Annotated in this window: 21 protein-coding genes and 2 tRNA genes; 13 read left to right on the forward strand and 10 right to left on the reverse strand. The window is 66.8% G+C overall.

The genetic code is table 11. The features are described from left to right. Positions 1-572: 572 nt before the first annotated feature. Both RM531_RS13040 and RM531_RS13045 read right to left on the reverse strand, forming a co-directional pair. Positions 573-1142, reverse strand: a complete 570-nt coding sequence (locus tag RM531_RS13040; protein WP_311659812.1) for a transglycosylase SLT domain-containing protein — start codon at positions 1140-1142, stop codon at positions 573-575. Further along, positions 1139-2851 (reverse strand): proline--tRNA ligase, encoded by a 1713-nt coding sequence (locus RM531_RS13045; protein ID WP_311659813.1) that lies wholly within the window; start codon positions 2849-2851, stop codon positions 1139-1141. The genes RM531_RS13040 and RM531_RS13045 overlap by 4 nt, the downstream gene beginning before the upstream one ends. Before the next feature lie 97 nt (positions 2852-2948). Here RM531_RS13045 and RM531_RS13050 point away from each other — a divergent pair, with 97 nt between their 5' ends. Further along, the gene (locus RM531_RS13050) at positions 2949-3836 is read left to right on the forward strand and encodes an alpha/beta fold hydrolase (RefSeq protein ID WP_311659814.1); all 888 of its coding nucleotides are present in this window, start codon (positions 2949-2951) and stop codon (positions 3834-3836) included. Between the two features lie 23 nt (positions 3837-3859). On the opposite strand, the gene RM531_RS13055 is transcribed toward RM531_RS13050, so the two are convergent. From RM531_RS13055 to RM531_RS13065, 3 genes are all read right to left on the reverse strand, one after another. Next, positions 3860-4276, reverse strand: a complete 417-nt coding sequence (locus tag RM531_RS13055) for a M67 family metallopeptidase (RefSeq protein ID WP_311659816.1) — start codon at positions 4274-4276, stop codon at positions 3860-3862. 77 nt (positions 4277-4353) lie between these two features. Next, positions 4354-4845: a L,D-transpeptidase family protein gene (locus RM531_RS13060; RefSeq protein WP_311659818.1), complete on the reverse strand. Its 492-nt coding sequence runs from the start codon at positions 4843-4845 to the stop codon at positions 4354-4356. Between the two features lie 4 nt (positions 4846-4849). Beyond that, positions 4850-5125, reverse strand: a complete 276-nt coding sequence (locus RM531_RS13065) for a YrhK family protein (RefSeq protein WP_311659821.1) — start codon at positions 5123-5125, stop codon at positions 4850-4852. Between the two features lie 85 nt (positions 5126-5210). Here RM531_RS13065 and RM531_RS13070 point away from each other — a divergent pair, with 85 nt between their 5' ends. After that, positions 5211-6236 carry an isocitrate dehydrogenase gene (locus tag RM531_RS13070; RefSeq protein WP_311659823.1) on the forward strand — a complete coding sequence of 342 codons (1026 nt, stop codon included), beginning with the start codon at positions 5211-5213 and terminating at the stop codon, positions 6234-6236. Here RM531_RS13070 and prmC read toward each other — a convergent pair whose 3' ends face one another. From prmC to hemA, 3 genes are read right to left on the reverse strand one after another with little or no spacing between them, the layout of a single operon-like run. Next, the gene (prmC, locus tag RM531_RS13075) at positions 6237-7109 is read right to left on the reverse strand and encodes a peptide chain release factor N(5)-glutamine methyltransferase (protein ID WP_311659825.1); all 873 of its coding nucleotides are present in this window, start codon (positions 7107-7109) and stop codon (positions 6237-6239) included. Positions 7110-7128: 19 nt separating this feature from the next. Then, entirely contained in the window at positions 7129-8214 is a 1086-nt protein-coding gene (gene prfA, locus RM531_RS13080; RefSeq protein ID WP_311659826.1) for a peptide chain release factor 1, read from the reverse strand. Next, positions 8214-9473, reverse strand: coding sequence for a glutamyl-tRNA reductase (gene hemA / locus RM531_RS13085; protein ID WP_311659827.1), 1260 nt, complete (start codon positions 9471-9473; stop codon positions 8214-8216). The genes prfA and hemA overlap by 1 nt, the downstream gene beginning before the upstream one ends. A gap of 102 nt (positions 9474-9575) precedes the next feature. On the opposite strand from hemA, the gene RM531_RS13090 reads away from it, so the two are divergent. From RM531_RS13090 to RM531_RS13140, 11 genes are all read left to right on the forward strand, one after another. After that, the gene (locus RM531_RS13090) at positions 9576-11279 is read left to right on the forward strand and encodes a tetratricopeptide repeat protein (protein WP_311659829.1); all 1704 of its coding nucleotides are present in this window, start codon (positions 9576-9578) and stop codon (positions 11277-11279) included. Continuing rightward, a complete protein-coding gene (gene lolB, locus RM531_RS13095; protein ID WP_311659831.1) occupies positions 11276-11923 on the forward strand; it encodes a lipoprotein insertase outer membrane protein LolB in 648 nt (215 codons plus the stop codon). The genes RM531_RS13090 and lolB overlap by 4 nt, the downstream gene beginning before the upstream one ends. A 375-nt stretch (positions 11924-12298) precedes the next feature. Next, positions 12299-12373, forward strand: a tRNA-Gln gene (locus RM531_RS13100). A gap of 52 nt (positions 12374-12425) precedes the next feature. Then, entirely contained in the window at positions 12426-13379 is a 954-nt protein-coding gene (locus RM531_RS13105) for a ribose-phosphate diphosphokinase (RefSeq protein ID WP_311659832.1), read from the forward strand. Between the two features lie 175 nt (positions 13380-13554). Then, complete coding sequence (locus RM531_RS13110; protein ID WP_311659834.1) at positions 13555-14274, forward strand: 50S ribosomal protein L25/general stress protein Ctc; 720 nt, start codon at positions 13555-13557, stop codon at positions 14272-14274. Between the two features lie 21 nt (positions 14275-14295). After that, entirely contained in the window at positions 14296-14880 is a 585-nt protein-coding gene (gene pth / locus RM531_RS13115; RefSeq protein WP_311659836.1) for an aminoacyl-tRNA hydrolase, read from the forward strand. A 2-nt stretch (positions 14881-14882) separates the two neighbouring features. Further along, complete coding sequence (ychF, locus tag RM531_RS13120) at positions 14883-15974, forward strand: redox-regulated ATPase YchF (protein ID WP_311659838.1); 1092 nt, start codon at positions 14883-14885, stop codon at positions 15972-15974. 55 nt (positions 15975-16029) lie between these two features. Beyond that, positions 16030-16105, forward strand: a tRNA-Met gene (locus RM531_RS13125). A 795-nt stretch (positions 16106-16900) separates the two neighbouring features. Further along, entirely contained in the window at positions 16901-17200 is a 300-nt protein-coding gene (locus RM531_RS13130) for a type II toxin-antitoxin system RelE/ParE family toxin (protein WP_311659840.1), read from the forward strand. Beyond that, positions 17197-17505 (forward strand): addiction module antidote protein, encoded by a 309-nt coding sequence (locus tag RM531_RS13135; protein ID WP_311659842.1) that lies wholly within the window; start codon positions 17197-17199, stop codon positions 17503-17505. The genes RM531_RS13130 and RM531_RS13135 overlap by 4 nt, the downstream gene beginning before the upstream one ends. 165 nt (positions 17506-17670) lie before the next feature. Further along, positions 17671-18228, forward strand: coding sequence for a SprT family zinc-dependent metalloprotease (locus RM531_RS13140; protein ID WP_311659843.1), 558 nt, complete (start codon positions 17671-17673; stop codon positions 18226-18228). Here the strand turns inward: RM531_RS13140 and RM531_RS13145 are convergent. Both RM531_RS13145 and RM531_RS13150 read right to left on the reverse strand, forming a co-directional pair. Next, positions 18225-19508 carry an adenylate/guanylate cyclase domain-containing protein gene (locus RM531_RS13145; protein ID WP_311659845.1) on the reverse strand — a complete coding sequence of 428 codons (1284 nt, stop codon included), beginning with the start codon at positions 19506-19508 and terminating at the stop codon, positions 18225-18227. The genes RM531_RS13140 and RM531_RS13145 overlap by 4 nt on opposite strands. Further along, on the reverse strand, positions 19505-19864 hold the full coding sequence (locus RM531_RS13150) for a DUF3307 domain-containing protein (protein ID WP_311659847.1): 360 nt from the start codon (positions 19862-19864) through the stop codon (positions 19505-19507). The genes RM531_RS13145 and RM531_RS13150 overlap by 4 nt, the downstream gene beginning before the upstream one ends. Between the last annotated feature and the right edge of the window lie 41 nt (positions 19865-19905).

Below are 19905 nucleotides of genomic sequence, written 5' to 3' on the forward strand. Positions count from 1 at the left end.
AAGAATTCCGCCCCGCTGACGCGGGCCGGGTGTCTTTCTTGTGCGACAAGAAAGTCACCAAAGAAGCGCTTCCGGCGGGCGAGTCCTGCCTCGAACAGGGTTCGAGGCAGGATACCCTGTGCGTTTCGGTCGGCGAGGGGGTGTTTCGACGGCACCTCGGTGTGCCGGCGAAAACCGCGCGCCCGTCCTGGGCGTGCCCCTTCGGGCCGGGAATCTCGCCGCCCTGCAGTGCTCAGCTCGTCCCGACGGGAATGAAAAAGGTGCCACAGCCGGATGCGGTCGCCTCTTCCCTCCCGTTAGCGCTTGCCGCCCGATCGCCGGGGCATCGGGTAAACGGGCCACGGATGGCCCGTTTAGTGCCGTTCAGGACACGACGTCCTGTCGGCACGGCCCGATTCATGCCCCGGTGGTCGGGCGGGAATCCCTCGGTCAGCCTTCGCTGACCGAGGGGCAAGCGGTCCGGGTCGCCTTTCTTTTCGTCTGTTTTCTTTGGCGACGCAAAGAAAAGAGACTCGCCCTTCAGGGCGAAATTCTTGAAAATTCTCCCTCAATTGGAGCGATGCGCCAGCCCCTCAACGCCGATACCACCGCTTCGACAACGCCGTATGCACCCGCGCCGGATACCAGTACTGCCCGTAACTGCCGTTGTAGCGAGCCAGGGCCTCGGTGAGGTTGCCGTCCGCCATGTCGAGGTAATAACGCAGGATGGTGCAGCCGTAGCGCAGGTTGGTGTCGACGTCGAACAGGTTGTCGTCGGGACGGCCGATTTCGTCTACCCAGAAGGGCATGATCTGCATCAGGCCGCGGGCGCCCGCCGAGGAGATGGCGAAGCGCTGGAAGCGGCTTTCCACCTGGATCAGGGCCAGCACCAGTTCGGGTTGCAGGTCGGCGCGGTGGGCCTCTCGGTGCACCGCGCGAAGCATCGGCAGACGCTTGTCGGCGTTCGGCAGGATCGGTGCCAGCCGGGTGGACATGTCCAGCAGCCACACCTCGGCGTCAAAGCGGTTGTCGAAGCTGTCGGCGCTGCTGACCGCCTCGATCAGGGCCTTCCGCAGCGCCGGGTCGACGACCTCGCCGTCCGGCTGGGCGGCGGCGGGCAGGGCGGCACCCAGCGCCAGCAAGAGCAGCAGTCGTCGGGTCAAGAGCGGGCGTGGCCGATAGCGTCGAGCACGGCGTCGATGTCGTGGGTGATCTCGGTAGCGTTATCGGCCGACCGGGCCTTGTATTCCAGCGCGCCGGCATCCAGGCCCCGTTCACCGACCACGATGCGGTGCGGCACGCCGATCAGGTCGGCATCGGCGAACATCGGGCCAGGGCGCAGGCCACGATCGTCCAGGGCGACATTCACGCCGGCGTGGCGGCAGGCGTCGTAAAGCGCCTCGGCGGCCTCGCGCACCCGCTGCGACTTGTCCGCCTTGATCGGACAGATCAGCAGCGTGAACGGGGCAATGGCGTCGGGCCAGATGATGCCGTTGTCGTCGTGGCACTGCTCGATGGCACCGCCGACGATGCGGGAGACGCCGATGCCGTAGCAGCCCATCTCCGGCGTGATATCGCGGCCGTCCTCGTCGAGTACGGTGAGTTGCATCGACTCGCTGTACTTGCGGCCCAGCTGGAAGATATGACCCACCTCGATGCCGCGTACCAGGGTCAGCGTGCCCTGGCCGTCCGGCGACGGGTCGCCGGCCATGGCATTGCGCAGGTCGGCGAACTCGGGTTCGGGTAGATCCCGGCCCCAGTTGACGCCGTTGAAGTGCTTGCCGTCCTCGTTCGCCCCGGTGACGAAATCGGCCAGCGCGGCCACGCCGTGATCGGCGATGATCCGTACCTTTACGCCCACCGGGCCCAGTGACCCCGGGCCGGCACCGAAGTGACGGCGGATGACGGCTTCGTCGGCAAAGGTCAGCGGCGCGGCCACGGCGTCGAGCCGCTCGGCCTTGATCGGGTTGAGCTGATGGTCGCCGCGCAGCAGCAGGAGTACCGGATCGCCGTCGGCGCCATCGACCACCACCGATTTCATGGTCCGATCGGCGGGGACGGACAGCGCCTGGCACAGACCGTCGATGGTGTTGATGCCGGGTGTGTCCACCGTGGATCGCTCGGCCTGCGGTGCCGGCCGTTCGGCGCCGGGCGCCGGCAGGGCGGCGGCCTCCACGTTGGCGGCGAAGGGGCCGCTGTCGGAGACCGCCAGTTCATCCTCGCCGCTGCTGGCCAGGACGTGGAATTCCTCGCTCTTGGAGCCGCCGATATCACCCGGGTCGGCGGCCACCACCCGGTATTCCAGGCCCAGCCGATCGAAGATGCGGCAGTAGGCAGCGCGCATGTTGTCGTACTCGCGCTGGAGATCGTCCGCGTCCATGTGGAAGGAGTAGGCATCCTTCATCAGGAACTCGCGCGCCCGCATCACCCCGAAACGTGGACGGATTTCGTCGCGGAACTTGGTCTGGATCTGATACAGGTTGACCGGCAGCTGGCGATAGCTGCGCACATCCCGCCGCACCAGGTCGGTGATGACTTCCTCGTGCGTCGGGCCGAAGCAGTACTCGCGCTCGTGGCGGTCGAACATGCGCAGCATCAGCGGGCCCATGGCATCCCAGCGGCCGGATTCCTGCCACAGTTCAGCCGGCTGTACCGCCGGCATCAGCAGTTCCAGCGCCCCGGCGGCGTCCATTTCCTCGCGCACGATGGCTTCCACCCGGCGCAGCACCCGCAGGCCCAGCGGCGTCCAGGTGTAGAGCCCGGCGGCCAGCCGGCGGATCATGCCGGCGCGCAGCATCAGCTGATGGCTGACGATCTCGGCGTCCGCCGGGGTTTCCTTGGTGGTATGCAGCGAAAAACGGGACAGGCGCATGCGCGGCAATCGCTTGTGTGGGAGTGGATGCGTGGATTCTAACCGGGCCGGGCCCCGAGTGCTTGCAGGTCGTGGTCGATGCCGCCACCCTCGGGCAATGAGCATCGATCTGGACACTTGGCACGCCCGCGGACAGACCTATCGGCACGGGCGGCACCCGATTTTCTATCTGGATGAAGGCGGCGGCGAGCCGCTGCTGCTGATTCACGGCTTTCCCACGGCCTCCTGGGACTGGCACGCCCTGTGGCCGGCACTGACCGAGCATTACCGTTGCATCGCACCGGACATGCTGGGCTTCGGGTTTTCCGCCAAGCCCCGGCGCCATGAGTACCGGATTGCCGAGCAGGCCGACCTGCACGAGGGCCTGCTGGATTCACTCGGGGTCGGCCGCGTGCACGTGCTGGCGCATGACTACGGCGATACGGTGGCCCAGGAACTGCTGGCCAGGGATGTCGACCGTCGCGCGGCGGGGCAGGCGACCCGCATCGCCAGCGTGGGGCTGCTCAACGGCGGGCTTTTTCCCGAGACCCATCACCCGCGGGTGGTGCAGACGCTGCTGCTCGGCCGCGCCGGGTGGCTGATCGCCCGGCTGATGAGCGAGCGGGCATTCGCCCACAACATGCGGGCGATCTTCGGCGAGCAGACGCCGCCCTCACCAGCGACGCTGGCGGCCCTGTGGGCCCTGGTGCGCCACAACCACGGTACCCGCATAGCCCATCGTCTGATCCGCTACATGCCGGAACGGCGCGAACACCGGGCCCGCTGGGTGGGCGCGTTGCAGTCGGCGGATGTGCCCATGCGGTTGATCAACGGGTTGCAGGATCCGGTGTCGGGCCGCCACATGGTCACGCGCTACCGCGAGCTGATTGCCGCTGCCGACGTGGTGGCGCTGGACTGCGGCCATTACCCGCAGATCGAGCAGCCCGAGGCGGTGCTGGAGGCTTATCTGGCTTTCCGGGCTGCCGCCGGGGACAGGCCGGCGTAGGGTCGGATTCATCCGACCGACGGTCAGTCCATCACCTTGAGCACGACCTCGCGGACACCGCCGGCTTCGGCCCGCCAGCCGCGCATCTCCAGCACCCCCTTGATGTTGAGCGAGATGATCAGCAGCAGGGCGTCCGGGTAGCCCAGTTCATCCAGGTCGCGGGCGGACGGCTCGGGGGGCGTGGCCGGATGCGAGTGATAGACGGCCAGCAGCGATTCGCCGCGCTCCCGGATGTTTCGCATGGCGTCGATCTGCGCCTGGCTGTCCATCACGAAGCGCCGGCTCGGGTCGTCCGACACGTTGGGGACGGGGTTGACGCTGACCGGATGCCCGTCGACGCCACCGACCAGACCGCAGACCTCGGCATCGGGCACCTTCTGGGCCTCGAACAGGAGTTTCGTGGCCAGCGGGCGCGGCATCAGGAGTTCGTCCGAGGTCATGTCGGCAACGGGTCCGGGGAAAACGGCGCGCAAGGATACCGCCTCGCCCGCCCTGCGGCACCCGCCGGACGGGTGGGTCAGGGGTAGATGTGGATGCGGGTGTCATCGGGCACCAGCGACCAGATCCGGTCCATGGCCTCGTTGGAGACGGCGATGCAGCCGTCGGTCCAGTCGCCGGAACGCGGTTCGTCGTCGTAGCTGGGCTGGCCGTGGATCATGATGTTGCCGCCGGGGTCGCGGTCGTGACGCAGGGCCTCGCGCATGTCCCCGCTGTCCGGATACGAGATGTGCAGCGACTTGTAGAACAGGCTTTCCGGGTTGCGCCAGTCGATCAGATAGGCGCCCTCGGGGGTGCGTTCGTCGCCTTCCTGCCGCTTGTGGCCCTCCGGCTCGCCACCCAGCGCCACCGGGTAGCTGTGGATCGGCATGCCGTCGCGGTAGAGATAGAGCGTGCGTTCGCCCTTGAATACCACGACCAGATCGACCGGCTCGTCCGCGGCCGAGGCGATCCCGGCGATCAGGACAAGCAGGGCCGGCAGCAGCCGGAAGACAGACAACGTTCGGAGCATGGGGTTACCAGTGGATCGCCTGTTTCTTGAAGCGATGCACGTACTGTTTGTTGAGAACGCGCAGGATACTACCGAACAGGTGAAATCCGCTGCCGATCACGAACAGCCAGATCGCCAGGTCTTCCCGGGGCGGATAGAAGAACAGCCACGAGCCCACCAGGAACAGCAGATTGCCGAGGCCGAGCACGACGATGTGCGACCACTCGAAACGCTGGTGAACGCGGTACTCGACGTCGCTGGCCAGGGTGTCGAAACGGGAGTGCGGGGCGGTGTTGCTCATGCGTTTGACCTCGCGGGATCGTTGCGGATGCTGCGATGCCGCAATGATACGATGCCGGTAAACGCATTCAAGAGCACGGACAGTCATGACAACGAGCCACAGCACCGACGGCCGGCCGGTCACGGTGATCCGCGGCGACGGCATCGGGCCGGACATCGTCGATGCCACGCTGCGGGTGCTGGACCGGGTGGAAGCCGGGCTGGACTATCGCTTTCACGACGTCGGCCCCGCCGCGCTTGAAGCTGGCGACGAACTGATTCCGGCCGCCACGCTGGATTCCATCACCGAAACCGGCCTGGCGCTGAAGGGGCCGGTGACCACGCCCTCGGGCAAGGGCTACACCTCGGTCAACGTGGCGCTGCGCAAGCGCTTCGATCTCTATGCCAACGTCCGGCCGGTGGTGTCGCTGCCCGGCGTGGTCAGCCGCTACGAGAATCTCGACATCATCACCGTGCGCGAGAACACCGAGGGCATGTATTCCGGCGAAGGCCAGACGGTGAGCGAGGACGGCAGCCGCGCCGAAGCCCTGTCGGTAATCACCCGGGACGAGTCCGAACGCATTCTGCGGTTCGCCTTCGACCTGGCCCGCGAGCGCGGCCGGCGCAAGGTCACGCTGGCGCACAAGGCCAACATCATGAAGTCAACCTCCGGGCTGTTCCTGGAGGTGGGGCGTGACATCGCGCGCGAATATCCGGACCTGGAGCACGACGAGCGCATCGTCGACGCCTGCGCCATGCGCCTGGTGATGAACCCGGAAGATTTCGACGTGATCGTCACCACCAACCTGTTCGGCGACATCCTGTCGGACCTGTGCGCCGGGCTGGTGGGCGGCCTCGGTGTGGCGCCGGGCGCCAACATCGGTGATCGCTGCGCCATGTTCGAGGCGGTCCACGGCAGCGCCCCGGACATCGCCGGGCGGAACATCGCCAACCCCACCTCGGTGATCCTGGCGGCAGCGCTGATGCTGGATCACGTTGGCGACAGCGAACGCGCCCAGCGCATCCGCACCGCCATCCGCGCGGTGATTGGCGAGCACGACCGGGTCACGCCCGATCTCGGCGGCGAGGGCACCACCGAAAGCTTTACCGACGCGGTGGTCGAGCGTCTGTAGCTACCGCACCTGTCGGGTCATGCCCAGCGTGACCCGCGGCCGGTCGCCCAGGTCCTGGTCGGTGCGCACGTCGCGAAAGCCGCAGCGGCCGAGAACATGGCGCGCGAAGAATCCCTGATCCGGCCCGTGCTCGAGCACCAGCCAGCCGCCGGGCACGAGATACGCCGCCGCGCCTTCGGCCAGCCGGCGCAGGCAGCTGCAGCCGTTGTCGTCGGCCACCAGCGCCGCGCGCGGCTCGTGGGTGAGCGCGGTCAGATGCGGGTCGTCCTCGGCCACATAGGGCGGGTTGGACACGATCATGTCGAACCGCGTGTCGCCCAGGGCCGCAAACCAGTCGCCCTCGGCGAAGTCGATATTATCCAGCGCCAGCCGCTCGGCATTGTGGGTCGCCACGGCCAGGGCATCGCGACTGGCGTCCGTCGCCAGCACCCGGCAGTTCGGTCGTTCCCGCGCGATGGCCAGGGCGATGGCGCCACTGCCGGTGCCCAGATCGGCCACCGTCGCCGGTTGATCCGTCGGCAACAGTGACAGGGCCGTTTCCACCAGTGTTTCCGTATCGGGGCGGGGCACCAGCACGCGGGCATCCACCGCCAGGTCCAGCGACCAGAAACCCCAGGTGCCGACGAGGTAGGCCACCGGCTCGCCGGCTCGGCGCCGTTCCACCAGCGCCTCGAAGGCGGCGCGTTTGGCGGGCGCGACCGCATTGCCGCCGTGGGCAAACAGGAAGCTGCGGGGCTTGTCCAGCACATGTGCCAGCAGCAGGCCGGCGTCCAGCTCCGGGGTATCGCTGACGCGATGCAGCCGGGCGGTGGCGCGGGTCAGCACCTGGCGGATGCGATCCGCGGCGTCGGTCTGATCGAGGACAGTCGGCATCACGGACCGGCGGCCGCCGTCAGGCGGCACCCATGGCCGCAAGCTGCTCGGCCTGGTACTCGCTGGCCAGGGCGTCGAGGATTTCGTCGATCTGGCCGCTCATGGCCTGTTCCAGCTTGTAGAGCGTGAGATTGATGCGGTGGTCGGTGATCCGGCCCTGTGGGAAGTTATAGGTGCGGATGCGTTCCGAGCGGTCACCGCTGCCGACCATCTGCTTGCGGCTGGCCGCCTGGGCGGCATTCTGGCGGTCCTGCTCCGCGGTCTGGAGCTTGGTCTGGAGCAGCGCCAGGGCGCGGGCGCGGTTCTTGTGCTGGGAGCGCTCCTGCTGGCATTCCACCACGATGCCGGTGGGTAGATGGGTCATGCGCACGGCGGAGTCGGTCTTGTTGACGTGCTGGCCGCCGGCACCGGCGGCGCGGAAGGTATCCACCCGCAAGTCGGACGGGTTGATGTCCACGGCCTCGACTTCGTCCAGCTCCGGCAGCACCGCCACCGTGCAGGCCGAGGTGTGGATACGGCCCTGGGATTCGGTTTCCGGCACCCGCTGCACGCGATGGGCGCCGGACTCGAACTTCAGCCGCGAATAGGCGCCGTTGCCGATCACCCGGCTGATGATTTCCTTGTAGCCGCCGTGCTCGCCGGGCGAGTCGGACAGAATCTCCATCTGCCAGTTGCGCGATTCGGCGTACTGCACGTACATGCGGAACAGATCGCCGGCGAACAGCGCGGCCTCGTCCCCGCCGGTGCCGGCGCGAACCTCCAGGTAGATGTTGGCGTCATCATGCGGATCGCATGGCACCAGATGCCGCTGCAGGGCGGCTTCCAGTGTTGCCAGGCGTTCCCGGCAGCCTTCAAGTTCGTCGTAGGCCATGTCGCGCATGTCGGCCTCGTCCGACTCGGCCATGTCCTCCAGCCCGGTGATTTCATCCCGCAGCTCGCGCCAGGCCCGGTAGTCCTCGGCCAGCTCCCCGAGCTGGGCGTACTCCTGCGACAGCCGCCGGAAACGGTTCTGATCCCCGATCACCGCCGGATCGGCCAGCGAATGGGCGATGTCCTCGTGGCGTTCGGCCAGTTCCTCGAGCTTGGCTTGCAGGGAGGCTTTCATCATTCCTCGTCGGGCAGATCGAACAGGCGGCGTGCCTGTTCCAGAAGCTGTTGCTGTTCCTGACCCCGCGCCCGGCGCAGGGCGGCCGTGGGTTCGTGCATCAGCTTGTTGGTGAGCGTGTTGGCCAGGTACTGCATGACCTCGTCCGGGCTCTGGTCCTGGGCCAGCATGCGGCGGGCTCTCGCCAGCACGGCCTCGCGCTGTTGTTCGGCGCGGTGGCGCAACTGGCTGATGGTGTCGACGGCGCGGCGGGAATCCATCCAGGCCACGAACTCGTCGATGCGTTCGTCGATCATGCCGTCCGCCACCAGCGCGGCGCTGTGGCGGGACCGCAGGTTGTCGCGGATCACGCCCTGCAGGTCGTCCACCGAATACAGGTACACGTCCTCGAGGCTGCCGGCGGCGGGATCGATGTCGCGGGGCACGGCCAGATCCAGCATGAAGATCGGCTGCCGCCGGCGCTTGCGGACGGAGTCGCGCACGTTCGCCAGTGACACCACGTGGTTCGGGGCCGCGGTGGAGGTCACCACCATGTCCGCTTCTGCCAGATGCGCGGCCACGTCGCTCAGCGGAATGGCGTAGCCGGTGAAACGCTCGGCCAGGGCCTGGGCGCGGTCGAGGCTGCGGTTGGCGAAGATCATGCGCTGCACGCCGGCGTCGGCCAGATGGCGCGCGGTCAGTTCGATGGTATCTCCGGCGCCGATCAGCATGGCGGTGGTCTCGTTGAACTCGGCGAATATCTGCCGGGCCAGGCTGACCCCGGCATAGGCGACCGACACCGGATTGGCGCCGATATCGGTTTCGCTGCGCACGCTCTTGGCCACCGCAAAGCTGTGCTCGAACAGCCGGGTGAGCAGCGGCCCGGCGGTGGTGGCGGCCTGGGCCTGGCGGAAGGCTTCCTTCATCTGCCCCAGAATCTGCGGCTCGCCCAGAATCATGGAATCCAGTCCCGCGGCCACCCGCAGGGCGTGGCGGATGCTGTCGCGGTCGCGGTAGACATAGAAATGCGGCGCCAGGCCGGCGGCATCCAGCCCCCGCTGATCACACAGCCAGTGGCGCAGGCGCTGGTCATCGGGCGTCTTGCCGGCGGCGTATAACTCGGTACGGTTGCAGGTGGACACGATCGCCCCCTCGGCCACGCCCGGCAGTTCGGCCAGGCGCGACAGGGCGGGCCCGCACTGGTCGATCGGGAACGCCAGGGTCTCCCGCACCGCCAGCGGCGCGGTGTTGTGATTGAGTCCGACCGTGATCAGCGTCATCCCGCTATTCTATCGTGCCACCGGCAGCCACCGATGCGGTTGTGGCCGGATTTTCGACAATCGCGTTATAGTCGGGCGTCGAACTCGCGACGGCCGAATCTCTTGCGCAATCTTTTCAGTCTGCTCGCGGCCGGTCTGGCCGCGGGGCTTGCCGCCTGTGCCATGCAGGCGCCCCCGGGGAGTCATCCCAGCGTGGATGCCGATGCCGCGAAGGCGCCCGATGCAAGCGTGGAACTGCAGTACCACGTGCTGGCCGGCGAATGGGCGGTGCAGCGCGGCGAGCGCCGGGCGGCGGCCGAGAATTATGTCGAGGCACTGCGCTATTCCGACGATCCGGCGCTGGCCGAGCGCGCCACCCGCATCGCCGTATTCGCCGATGCGCCGGAACTGGCGTACCGGGCCGCCCAGGCCTGGGCGCAACGCTCACCCGATGACGATAACGCCTACAAGACGGCCGCCCGGCTGGCCCTGACACAGGGCGACGCGGCACGGCTCGATCGCTACGTGCAACGTCTGATGGCCGCCGATGCCGAGCAGCCGGACGTGGCGCTGCGCGGCCTGGTGGAGGTGCTCAGCGGCGAGCCGTCGCAGGCCGATCTGGCCCTGTCGACGATGGAGGAGCAGGTCGCCGAGCATGACGATCTGGCCGAGGCCCATTACGCCAGGGCCCTGCTGGCCCTGCGCTACGAGCGGCTCGAAGCGGCCCGGCAAAGCGCCACGCGGGCGCTTGCCCTGCGGCCCGACTGGAGCGAGGCGGTGATGCTCCATGCCGGCGTGCTGGTGCGCCAGGGTGACGTGGATGCCGCGCGCGCGCAAATCGACCGCCTGGACGGCACCAGCGGGGAGCGCGCCGAATACCGCATCGCATTCGCCCGCATGCTGGTGGACAGCGACCAGAACGCAGCGGCCGCGGATGCCTTCGAGTGGGCCCTGGAGATCGATCCCGATGACGTGGATGCCCGCTTCGGCCTGGGCGTGCTGGCCCTGACGCTGGAACAGTGGCAGCGCGCCGAACAGGCATTCGAACAGCTCTACGAAGCTGGCAACCGGGCTGATGACGCCGCCTACTATCGCGCCAGTGCCGCCGAATCACAGGACGACTACACCGAGGCCCGGCGCTGGTACCAGCGGGTGGCCGGCGGCAGCCATGCGTTCGACGCCAAGCTGCGCGCGGCCCGGATGCGTTATCTGACGGGTGATCTCGCGGCGGCACGGACCGAATTGCGCACGCTGCGCCGCGACAATCCCGATCTCGCCGAGCGCCTGTTCCTGGCCGAAGGCGAACTGCTGTACGAGGCCCGACGCTTCGACGACGCCCTGGCGATGTATGACCGGGCGCTGACGCAGCATCCGGGTGACACCGATCTGCTGTACGGACGCTCGCTGGCGCTCGAGCGCCTCGGACGCATCGATGAAGCCGCCGCGGATCTGCGACAGTCGCTGGCCGAGGAACCGGATGATCCGCGGGCCCTGAATGCACTGGGTTATCTGCTCACCAATCACACCGATCGGCACCAGGAGGCCCTGGGCTACATCGAGCGGGCGCTGGAGGCCGAGCCCGATGACGCCGCCATCATCGACAGCATGGGCTGGGTGCAGTATCGCCTCGGCAATCTGGAGAAGGCCCGGGACTACCTCGAGCGCGCCCATGAGCGATTCCCCGATCCGGAAGTCGCCGCCCACCTGGGCGAAGTCCTCTGGCAGCTTGGCAAGCGGGACCGGGCGCGCGAGGTGTGGCAGGAAGCCCTGTCCGAGGCCCCGAATCACCCCGTGCTCAACGAGACCATCGAACGGCTGACGCCATGATTGGCCGCGGCCATGCCCGCTGGCTGGTGATGATGGCGCTTGTCGGTCTGCAGGGCTGCGCCATCATCGGCACCCCCGCCCAGCGCGATCCCGGCGTGGCCGATCCGGCCGCGTGGGAAACCCGGCAGGAGCGGCTGGCCGAGCTGGACGGCTGGTCCCTGCAGGGGCGCGCGGCCACCGGCAAGCTGCTGGGCTGGACCGGCAATCTCAGCTGGCGCCAGCGCGCGGAGGAATTCCGCATCCGTCTGGCAGGACCGCTGGGTGCCGGGGGATTTCGCGCCGACGGCACCCTGGAGCGCGTGCGCATTCGCACCCGGGAAGAAACCTTTAACACTGAAATGCCGGAAGCGTTGGTGGAGGAAATCCTGGGCTGGCGTTTTCCGCTGACCGGCCTGCGCTACTGGGCCCTGGGCCTGCCGGAGCCGGGCAAGCCCGCCAAGCTGACGGTTGACGACAACGGCCTGCTGATCGGCATGGAACAGGCCGGCTGGCGGCTGGATTTCCCGGCGTATGAGGCCCATGACGGGCTGGCCCTGCCCAAGCGCATCACCCTCACCGACGACGAACACACCATTCAGCTGGTGGTGGACCGATGGTTCGATCTGAGCGGCGCCGAAATTGAATCGGCGTCGGGAGAATCATAGAATTCGCGCCATTCCGGCCCCGGACCTCCGGCACAACATGCCGTACCGACGAGGTCGACCGGGTACAATTCGACACAGCGATTTCTGGGACGTAGCAAAGCGGTAAGGCAACGACGTCTTCAATAGACAACCGATCCCGTGATGCGCAGGTTCGATAAACAAGCGCACGGACGCGCTTGTTGACAGCGGCGCCCGGCGCCGCTGGCCCGCAGGGCGAGGGACAGGAAAGTCCCGAGCATAAGAAATTGCAGGGACGCAATTTCTAACAGTGCCGTGTAAGCGGCACTGGCCCGAAGGGTGAGCGCCAGGATGGCCGGAATAATCCTGCCGCCGGCTGGATGAGATCGACCGGGTACAATTCGACAACGCGATTTCTGGGGCGTAGCCAAGCGGTAAGGCAACGGGTTTTGATCCCGTGATGCGCAGGTTCGAATCCTGCCGCCCCAACCAAACAAACCACCACCCAACCACAAAGACCCCTCAACCAATGACAGGTAACAGAATGGCGGACTCCAGGTTGATGGTCTTTACCGGCAACGCGAATCCGGTGCTGGCGCGGGATGTGGCCGGGTATCTGAAGGTGCCGGTGGGCAAGGCCTCGGTCGGCAAGTTCTCGGACGGCGAAGTGATGGTCGAGATCGAGGAAAATGTCCGCGGTCGCGACGTGTTCGTGGTCCAGCCGACCTGCCAGCCCACCAACGACAACCTGATGGAGCTGCTGATGCTCATCGACGCCCTGCACCGGGCGTCGGCGGGCCGCATCACGGCGGTGGTGCCCTATTACGGCTACGCGCGGCAGGATCGGCGGCCGCGTTCGGCGCGGGTGCCGATCTCGGCCAAGGTGGTGGCGAGCATGCTCGGTTCGGTGGGTACCGACCGCGTGCTCACCGTGGATCTGCACGCCGACCAGATCCAGGGCTTTTTCGACATGCCGGTGGACAACATCTATGCCTCGCCGATCCTGCTGGGCGACCTGTGGCGGCGCAAGAACGACAAGCTGATCGTGGTATCGCCGGACGTCGGCGGCGTGGTGCGGGCCCGGGCCCTGGCCAAGCGGCTGGATGATGCCGACCTGGCGATCATCGACAAGCGGCGCCCGCGGGCCAACGAATCCAAGGTGATGAACATCATCGGCGACGTGGCCGGCAAGCAGTGCATCATCGTGGATGACCTGGTCGATACCGCGGGCACGCTGTGCCAGGCCGCCGGGGCCCTCAAGGACGCCGGCGCGGAAAGTGTCCACGCCTATATCACCCACCCGGTGCTGTCGGGGCGGGCGGTGAGCAATATTTCCGAGTCGGTGCTGGACGAACTGGTGGTCACCGACACCATTCCGTTGTCGGAAGAGGCGGTGGCCTGCGATCGCATTCGCCAGCTGCCGATCGCGGCCCTGCTGGCCGAAACCATCCGCCGCGTCAGCAACGAGGAATCGGTCAGCACGCTGTACGTGGACTAGGTGCGGATAAATCGCGGGTTGACCCCTCACATTTCTTTGCGATAGCCGCTATAATGCTCGGCCTTTTGCGGGGCGGTCCGACCGTCCACCGCGACATTTCCCGTTTCAATCCGTTCATAAATGAGGCTGACGGGCCTTTTGCCCGCGCCCAGGACGACCCGGAGCCGACGCTGCCATGAAACCCTTTGAGCTCAACGCCGAAACCCGCACGGCCCAGGGCCGGGCCGAAAACCGCCGCCTGCGGCGCCAGGGCAAGGTGCCCGCCATCATCTACGGTGGTGCCGGCGAGCCGGTGATGCTGTCATTCGATCATGACGATCTGAGCCATCACCTGGACAACGAGGCGTTCTACTCGCACGTGATCAAGATCAACGTGCCCGGCGGCAAGCCGGAAGAAGTGGTACTGCGTGATCTGCAGCGCCATCCCGCGCGTCCGTTCATCCAGCACGTGGATCTGCTGCGTGTGGTCGCGGGCGAAGCCCTGCGCATGAACGTGCCGCTGCACTTCATCGGCGAGGACGACTGCCCCGGCATCAAGGAAGAGGGCGGCATCGCCACCCACAGCATGAACGACGTGGAAGTCGAGTGTCTGCCGCGCAATCTGCCCGAGTACATCGAGGTGGATTGCTCCGCGCTGGCAGTCAACGACGCCCTGCATCTGTCCGACCTCAAACTGCCGGAAGGTGTTGAGCTGGTCGACCTGATGCACGAGACCGATCGCACCGTGGTCACCATCCAGCTGCCGCGCGCCGCGCTGGAGCTGGAAGAGGAAGAAGCCGCCGAGGCCGAGGCAGCCGCGGAAGAAGCCGCTGCCGAGGACGAGGATGGCGGCGACGACAGCGACTCCGACGAGGGCGAGGCCGAGGCTTCCGGCGACGACGAAGACAAGGGCTAAGCCGGCGGCCCGATTGTCGTCGTGACGGCCGAGGTGCGTGCCCTGGTGGCGCTCGGGAATCCGGGCGCCAAGCACGAGCGGCAGCGCCACAACGTGGGTTTCTGGCTGGCCGACGCCATGGCCATGACCTACCAGACGTCGTTCCGCGAGCAGTCCAGGTTCAAGGGCTGGGTGGCCCAGGTGACGGTCGGCGGCGAGCCGCTCTGGATGCTCAAGCCGGCGACGTTCATGAACCGCAGCGGCGAGTCGGTGCAGCCGTTCGCCGCGTTCCACAAGTTCACGCCGGAACAGCTGCTGGTGGTCCACGATGATCTGGACCTGCCGCCCGGCGCCATCCGCATCAAGCGCGGCGGCGGGCATGGCGGCCACAACGGTCTGCGTGATATTCACCGGGTGATCGGCCCTGACTACGCCCGCCTGCGTATCGGCATCGGCCATCCCGGCCACCGCGAAGCCGTACTCGGCCACGTGCTGGGCGTGCCGCCGGCCGACGAGACGGATGCGCTGCTGGACGGGCTGGAGCGGGCCTACGCCGGGCTCGAACGAATGCTGGACGGCGACTGGAACCGCGCCGCCCAGTTCCTGCATACCCAACCGGAGACCTGATCGTGGCACTGCGCGCCGGCATCGTCGGCTTGCCCAATGTCGGCAAGTCCACCCTGTTCAACGCCCTGACGGCTGCCGACATTCCGGCCGAAAACTACCCGTTCTGCACCATCGACCCGAATGTCGGTGTGGTGCCGGTGCCCGATCCGCGCCTGCAGGCGCTGGCCGATATCGTCAACCCGGCCAAGATCGTCCCCACCGCGATGGAATTCGTGGACATCGCCGGCCTGGTGGCCGGCGCGGCCCAGGGTGAGGGTCTGGGCAACAAGTTCCTCGCCCACATCCGCGAAACCGACGCCGTGCTGCACGTGGCCCGCTGCTTCGTCGACGACGACGTGACCCACGTGGCCGGCGCCGTGGACCCGCTGCGCGACGTGGACATCATCGACACCGAACTGGCGCTGGCGGACCTGGAAACCGCCATCCGGGCCCGCGACCGCGCGCTCAAGGCCGCCAAGGCCGGGGGCAAGGAAGAAATCGCGCGAGCCAAGCTGTACGAGGCCCTGGTGGCGCACCTGGATGAAGGCAGGCCGGTTCGTGCCGGTGACTGGTCCGAGGCCGATCGTCAGCGCATGTACGAGCTGCATCTGATTACCGCCAAGCCGGTGCTGTACGTGGCCAACGTCGACGAGAACGGGTTCCAGAACAATCCGCTGCTGGACAAGCTGCAGGCCCGGGCCGACGACGAGGGCGCGCAGGTCGTGGCAGTCTGCGCCGCGCTGGAAGGCGAGATGGCGCTGCTGGACGAGGCCGACAAGGCCGAATTCCTGGCCGACCTCGGGCTCGAGGAGCCCGGCCTCAACCGCGTTATCCGGGCCGCCTACCGGCTGCTGGGTCTGCAGACCTACTTCACCGCCGGGCCGAAGGAAGTCCGCGCCTGGACCGTGCGCATCGGCGCCACCGCGCCGCAGGCCGCCGGGGTGATCCACACCGATTTCGAGCGCGGTTTCATCCGCGCCGAGGTCACCGCCTACGACGATTACGTCGGACTGGGCGGCGAGCAGGGCGCCAAGGAAGCCGGCAAGCTCCGGCTCGAGGGCAAGGAGTATCGGGTGAACGAGGGCGACGTGATGCACTTTCGTTTCAACGTCTGATTGCCCGCCGGGCTCGACTTTCCCCCCGCCTTTTGAGTAAGATTCGCGCCGCCGTGGCCACGTAGCTCAGGGGTTAGAGCACAGCATTCATAATGCTGGTGTCGGTGGTTCAAATCCACCCGTGGCTACCATTTTTCCCTCGCGTATCTGCCAGCGCACGAGTTTCGTCAGCGACGACACCCGTGTTGTTTATCGCTGGTGTCGGCGGTTGCGCGGGCCTTCCTGGCCCGCGTCCTGCGGACTCGCCGCTAAGCGGCTCGCGTCGATCGGCCATCCGTGGCCGATCGGTCAAATCCACCCGTGGCTACCATTTTCCTTCCGCGCCTCCATAACCCCACAAGCCTCATCTGGGGCGACACGCGTGTTGTTTTGGCTGGTGTCGGAGGTGGACTGCGGCCGTCCCTGGCCGCAGCCCTTCGGGTGGCGCTTACGCGCCATCAACCGGGCTCTCCTTGCCGGGTTTATGACTGCGGCCATCCGTGGCCGCCGCCCTTCGGGCGACGCTTTCGCGTTATCTCGATCGGCACTCCTGCCGATCGATCAAATCCACCCGTGGCTGTCTTTAACTCAGTGTTTTGTAGCTAACCCCTGGACTCTCCATGCAACGCGTTGCGGGGAGATTCGGGGGACTCAGCTATCCAACAATCTTCATTAGCGGTCGACTTCCCCATCGCAGGCGGTGTTGGCGGCCTTGCGTCAGTTGGTGGATTTCCGCGGCGGAGTAGCGCGTTGCGATCGGCCGTACGGCGACTCGTTGCTCGCATTGCGGCGCCGCACTGGCGGTTGCCGCGACACATGCGAGATGGCTGTTCGCGGTGGTCTTCATGTCGTCGCCGGGCGGTGCGTTCTTCTGGCGTGCCCTGGCTAGCCCTGGCCGCCTGTCCAATATATTGGACACTGGTGCAATCGTCCACTATGGTAGACAGATGGTCGAGGTCATCAAGAGCGCTACGTTCGACGCCTGGCTGAATGGCTTGAAGGATCAGTCGGCAGCGCGTCGGATCAACGCCCGCATCGATCGGCTGGCGCTGGGTAACCCCGGCGACGTGAAGGCGGTGGGCGATGGCGTGAGCGAGATGCGCCTGACCTATGGCCCGGGCTACCGGGTGTATTTCCTGCAGCAAGGGACAGTGCGGGTGGTGCTGTTGTGCGGCGGCGACAAGAGCGGCCAGGCGCGCGACATCGCCCGCGCCAAGCGCATTGCCCAGGCATGGAGATCGTCATGAGCGAGAAATTCAGTGCATACGATTCTGCCGATTACATCCACAGCGACGCCGACGCTGCCGCGTACCTGCTGGCGTGCATGGAAGAGGGCGGTGACGATCCGGCCTTTCTGGCGCACGCGCTGGGCGTGGTGGCTCGCGCCCGCAACATGAGCCAGCTGGCGCGCGATGTCGGTATCAGCCGCGCCGGCCTGTACCAGGCCCTGGACGCCGACGGCAACCCGACGCTGACCACCGTGGTCGGCGTGCTGAAGGCGCTGGGGCTGCGGCTTTCCGTGGCGCCGCTGGGCAAGGGCGAGGCGGCCTAGCCGTTGCCGTTCTTTTGGCTGGTGTTGGTGGTTGCGCGCTTTGTATCTGGATGACGAGTCGGCGGGTGGACCGTGTGGCTATGGGTTTTCATGGCCACCGATGAACGACATCCCGCATTCGCTAGAATGTCGCATCGATTACGGCCCGCCTCGCACTTACCAACCATGACCCAGCAAGCGGTCGCACCCGCACACATTGCCTCGGAATCTGTCCTCGTCGCAGCGGTGAGGCAATGGATTGAGCGGGCCAATTCACGTTTCGATCTCGCGGTGCCCGTGCCGCAGGTGCGTATGGACCTGCGCGGACGCAGCGCCGGGCTCACGGTTTATGCCCGACGGCATCGCCAACGGGCGCTCATCCGGTTCAATGCGTCGCTTTGCGCGCGCTATCCCGCCGAGATGCTCAACGAAACTGTGCCGCACGAGGTAGCGCATGTGGTGACGGCCTGGCGCCACGGTTCCCGGGTGAAACCTCACGGTCCGGAATGGCGGGCAGTGATGCAATGCTTGGGCAAGGCCGCGACCGTTTGCCATCGAATGGACGCACCGGCGTCGCGCGCTATGCGCTATTTTCCCTATCGCTGTCGCTGCGATGAACCGCGTTATCTCAGTACGATCCGGCATCGGCGGATTGCTCGTGGTGCCGCTTATCTCTGCCGGCGGTGCGGAAGCCGTTTGGTTGCCACGGATGGCGATTCCGTGATTTCGCCGGATCGAATCTAGGCGGATACCGCGGGCGTTCCACTCGGCGAGGCCGTACCCTCGAGAAACCACACCGGCATCCGACCCTTGCCGCGCACTCGCAGGGTGCCGCGGCGCTCCAGATGGAACTGGTCGGCGAGCAGGTCGTGGGTGGCCTCGGTTAGCTGGATACGGCCGGGCAGCCCCTGGCTCTGCATGCGGCTGGCGATGTTCACGGTGTCGCCCCAGACGTCGAACGAGAACTTGCGCGAGCCGATTACGCCGGCCACCACCTCGCCGCTGTGCATGCCGACGCGCAGGGCCAGTTTGTGGTCGAGCGACTGGTTCAGGTCATCGATGGCCGCAATCATGTGCAGCGCCGCGCGGGCGACCGCCGGGGCGTGATCCGCGCGGGGCAGCGGCAGCCCACCGGCCAGCATGTATTCGTCGCCGATGGTCTTGATCTTCTCCAAGCCTTCCTGCTCCGCGATGCGGTCGAAGCGCGAGAAAACCTTGTTGAGCAGTTCCACTAGGTCGCCCGGCGGCAGGCGACCGGCCAGTTCGGTGAAGCCGACGATGTCGGCGAACAGCAGGGTGGCGTCGGGGAAACTGTCGGCAATGACTTGGGAGCCTTCCTTCAGCCGTCGGGCCACGGTCACCGGCAGGATATTGCGCAGCAGTTCCTCGGAACGCTGGTACTCGCGCTGGAGCATATCCTCGGTATGGTTGATCTCCTGATAGAACAGCGCCACCAGCCCGCCCAGCAGGGCGAAGGCACCCACGGCGTTGATGAAGAAGGCCAGATCGGTGAACCAGGCCGGGTCGCGCATGGCGATGACCGGCTGGTTGAACGCCAGCTGGATCCAGATGAAAAGGCTGATCCAGAGGCCGGCGAACAACACCGACAACCAGCGTTCCCCCCGCGTGAACAGCAGGAACAGGGCGGTCCATAGCACGAAGAAGTAAAGGTGTACGCCGGCGCCATTGCCGATCACCCAGGAGGCGAAGCTGAGTTGTATCGCCGGCACCATGGCCAGAAACAGGCGGGCCAGCAGAAAGCGCCGACGGTGGTTGCTCCACAGGACTGCCGCGTAGCCGGCCAGCACCGGCGGGGTGATGGCGGCGATCGGCCACAGATCGGCCATCCCCAGCAGCTGCACCCCGATGGCCACGATGGCGTAGAACAACGTCACCGGCAGCGCCAGAATCGCCATCTGGTTGACCAGCACCACCCGGCGATGGGTGGTCTGGTCGAGCATCGGCCCCACGCCGATGTGGGCCCCGGCTTCCCACCGGGCCCGCAGGTTGCCCGGACGGCTCATGCCAGGAAGAACCAGAGGCCGGCCCAGACCGGTTTGCATGCCAGATGCAGACACTGATCGGCATGAAAGCCGTAGAACCGGCGGGACTTACCGTAATCGATCAGCCAGTGGACGATGGCTTCGGCAATACCCAGGCCCACCATGCCGGTGGCCGCGGCCACCGCGCCGCCGTGGATGAGGGCGTGGGCGGACAGCACATGCACCCAGACCCATTCCCGGTGCTCGCCGGCCGATCGGGGCGCCCGGCGGGTGGGGTTCTTGCTGCGAACCATCCATTCGGTCTGCAGGGCGAAGTCGCCCACGGCGTGGCCGACCAGCAGCCAGAACAGGACCTCGACCAGGCCGGCGTCAATCATTGCGGGGGTGTCAGCGTCATGATCTGAGGGAGTCTATCAGT

The sequence above is a fragment of the Spectribacter acetivorans genome (assembly GCF_031846305.1).
In the GTDB taxonomy this organism is placed as follows: Bacteria; Pseudomonadota; Gammaproteobacteria; order Nevskiales; family Salinisphaeraceae; genus Spectribacter; species Spectribacter acetivorans.